We start from the raw sequence: 3583 nt of genomic DNA, 5'->3' as shown, positions 1-3583 counted from the left end.
TGCACCCGTCCGCCCAGCGGTCGCCAGGAGGCGTCCAGCTCGAGGCAGACCCGCAGCTCCGGCCGCTGGCCGGGGGGCGCGGACCGCGTCGACGAGGTCGAGCTGTTCGGTGCCGTCGATCATCAGGGTGACCGCGGCGGCGAGCGCCGGGTCGGCGGCCAGTTCGGCGAGCGCCGCCCGCTCCGCTGTCGGATATGCGACCAGGGCGTCGTCGGTCACCCCCGAGCGGACCAGCCAGATCGCCTCGGAGAGGGTGAACGCCATCACGCCGGCCCAGCCCGGCGGCCCAGCACCCGGGTGATCAGTTCCCGGGAGCGGATCGACTTGCTGGCGGCGCGGACCGGCTTGCCGCCCGCCCGGTCGGCCAGCGCGGCGGCGTTGGCGTCGAAGGCTGTGAGGTCGACCACCGCGTACGGCGGGTCGAGGTGGGCGGTCGCCGAGTCGAGGCGCTCGCGCAGGGTGTCGCTGTCGATGGCCACGGGTGCACGCTAACTGTCCGGGATAGTAATGCGAAATACCCTCATGTACCGCCGGGCTGCGGTCGCTGGTCCCGGCGGCCTAGGCTCGGCGAGCAGGAGAATGTCGCCGGTGGGGAGGCCCCCCACCGGGACTAGAGTGTTCCACCGGGACTGCCCAGCGTTGGGCCGGCACGTGGAGGTACGGCCATCGAAAGCCAGAAGAACGGCGAGTCGCCCGGCGTGTCGACGCCCGGGGCGCAGTCCGGCGCAGCCCAGGCCGACCGGTCCGGCGCCGCCGCGATCCGTTCGGTGCTGCGCATCCGGCCGTTCCGTCGGCTCTGGATCGTGCTCGGCGCGGCCTCCTTCGGCGACTGGCTCGGCCTGCTCGCCACCTCCGTCTTCGCCGCCGCCCAGGTCTCCGGCAGCACCGCCAAGGGTGCCGCCTTCGGCACGCTGATCGCGGTCCGGCTGCTGCCGGCGCTGATCCTCGGGCCGGTGGCCGGCGTCCTCGCCGACCGCTTCGACCGGCGCTGGACGATGGTCATCTGCGACCTGCTGCGCTTCGTGCTCTTCGCCTCGATCCCGTTGCTCGCCCTCACCGGGGCCAGCGGTGGCGTGGTGGTCAGCTGGGCGGCGGTCGCCACCTTCCTGATCGAGACCATCACCCTGCTCTGGATCCCGGCCAAGGAGGCCGCGGTCCCCAACCTGATCCCGCGCGCCCGGCTGGAGACCGCCAACCAGCTCACGCTGATCACCACGTACGGCCTGACCCCGGTGGCCGCCGCGATCGGCCTGGCGGTGCTCGACCGCAGCGTCCGTGCGGCGACCGGCGGCGAGATGCCGGGCTGGGCCGAGCCCGCCCAGCTCGCCCTCTGGTTCAACTCCTTCTCCCGGCTGGCCACCGCGCTGGTGGTGGCCTTCGGCATCAAGGAGATCAGCCAGGCGCAGGCCGGCGAGCGGGAGCGCACCGAGCAGAGCATGATGCGCCAGTTCACCGAGGGCTGGAAGTTCATCAAGCAGACCCCGCTGGTACGCGGCCTGGTGCTGGGCATCTTCGGCGCGTTCGCCGGCGGCGGCATCGTGATCGGCACGGCCAAGTTCTTCGCCGCCTCGCTCGGCGCCGGCGACGCCGCCTTCTACATGCTCTTCGGGGCGATCTTCATCGGCCTGGCCCTCGGCATCGGGCTCGGCCCGATGATCGTCCGGGACATGTCCCGCCGCCGCTGGTTCGGCATGAGCATCGTGCTGGCCAGCGCCTCCGTGCTGGTGCTCGCCTTCGCCATCCACCTGTCGATGGCCATGCTCGGCGCCATCCTGGTCGGCGCCGGGGCCGGGATGGCCTTCCTCGCCGGCACCACGCTGCTCGGCGGCGAGGTCGCCGACGAGGTGCGCGGCCGGGTCTTCGCGGTGGTGCAGATCGGCACCCGGCTGGTGCTGATCCTGGCCATCGCGCTGAGCAGCCTCCTGGTCGGCGTCGGCGGCTCCCGCAAGCTCACCATCGCCGACCTCGGCGTCTCCGTCTCCTCCACCCGGCTGCTGCTGCTCGCGGCCGGTGCCGCCGGCGTCTTCGCCGGGATCAGCGCGTTCGGGCAGATGGACGACAAGAAGGGCGTGCCGGTCCTCGCCGACCTCTGGGGCTCGATCCGGGGTCGCCCGCTGATGCCCGCCGAGCCTTTCGTCTCCACCGGCCTCTTCGTGGTCTTCGAGGGCGGCGAGGGCGCCGGCAAGTCCACCCAGCTCGACACGCTCGCCGAGCGGCTGCGCGGGCAGGGCCGGGACGTGGTGGTGACCCGCGAGCCGGGTGCCACCGGGGTGGGCGAGCGGATCCGTTCCCTGGTGCTCGACAACGCCGGCGCCGAGGCACCCTCGCCGCGCGCCGAGGCGCTGCTCTACGCCGCCGACCGGGCGCACCACGTCGCCACCGTGGTCCGCCCGGCGCTGGTCCGGGGCGCGGTGGTGATCAGCGACCGGTACGTCGACTCCTCCCTGGCCTACCAGGGCGCCGGCCGTACGCTGCCGGTCGAGGAGGTCTCCTGGCTCTCCTCGTGGGCCACCGGCGGGCTCAAGCCCGACCTGGTGGTGCTGCTCGACGTCGATCCGCGCACCGGCCTGTCCCGGGTGGCCTCCCGCAACCAGGGCGCCGACCGGCTGGAGGCCGAGTCGCTCGCCTTCCACGAGCGGGTCCGGTACGCCTTCCTCGACCTCGCCGCCAACGACCCGAAGCGCTACCTGGTGCTGGACGCCTCCCGGCCGGCCGAGGAGATCGCCGCCCTGGTCGCCAGTCGGGTCGAGGAGTTCCTGGTGGACCCGGCCGCCATCGTGCACCCGCGCCCCGCCCACGGGCCGGACACCTCGGTGCAGCCCGAGTTATCCGACGCGGAGCTGGTGACGATGGAGCATCGGACCTGATGCCGGACGTCTTCGCCGACCTGGTCGGCCAGGACGAGGCGGTCGCCACCCTGCGGCACGCCGCCGCGGCGGCCGCCGCCGTGCTGCGCGCCGCCCACCCGGTCGCCGTCGGATCGGGACAGGCCGAGGTCGAGGGACAGCCGGGGGTCGACCCGGGTGCGGGGATGACCCACGCCTGGATCTTCACCGGCCCGCCCGGCTCCGGCCGATCGGTGGCCGCGCGCGCCTTCGCCGCCGCGTTGCAGTGCGCGTACGGCACCGGCTGCGGCGAGTGCCCCGGCTGCCACACCACGATGACCGGCACCCACGCCGACGTGCGCCTGGTGGTGCCCGAGGGGCTCTCCATCGGAGTCGGCGAGATGCGCGCGCTGGTGCTCCGGGCGGCCAGCACGCCGTCCGGCGGGCGCTGGCAGATCGTGATCATCGAGGACGCCGACCGGCTCACCGAGGCCGCCGGCAACGCCCTGCTCAAGGCGATCGAGGAGCCGCCGCCGCGGACCGTCTTCCTGCTCTGCGCCCCGTCCACTCACCCGGACGACGTGTCGGTGACCATCCGGTCGCGCTGTCGGGTCGTACCGCTGCGGCAGCCGCCGGCCACCGCGGTGGCCGAGGTGCTGATGCGCCGGGACGGCATCGCGCCCGACGTGGCGCAGTGGGCGGCCGCGGCCGCGCAGGGCACGTCGGGCGGCCCGGCGGTTGGCCCGCGACCCCGAGGC

1 protein-coding gene and 2 pseudogenes are annotated in these 3583 nt (G+C 74.1%); 2 read left to right on the top strand and 1 reads right to left on the bottom strand.

The window, feature by feature from the left end; genetic code table 11:
• Positions 1-479 (bottom strand): annotated as a pseudogene (locus tag JNW89_RS31120) (alanine racemase); the annotation flags it as partial.
• Positions 480-767: 288 nt separating this feature from the next.
• Between JNW89_RS31120 and tmk the strand changes: the two are divergent.
• Positions 768-2867, top strand: coding sequence for a dTMP kinase (gene tmk / locus JNW89_RS31115; RefSeq protein ID WP_309140044.1), 2100 nt, complete (start codon positions 768-770; stop codon positions 2865-2867).
• Positions 2867-3583 (top strand): annotated as a pseudogene (locus JNW89_RS31110) (DNA polymerase III subunit delta'); the annotation flags it as partial. The gene tmk and the pseudogene JNW89_RS31110, both read left to right, overlap by 1 nt.

The organism is Micromonospora sp. 4G55 (genome assembly GCF_016803375.1).
The sequence above is the reverse complement of the archived record's forward strand: the minus strand, read 5'-3'. Positions and strand labels throughout refer to the sequence as shown.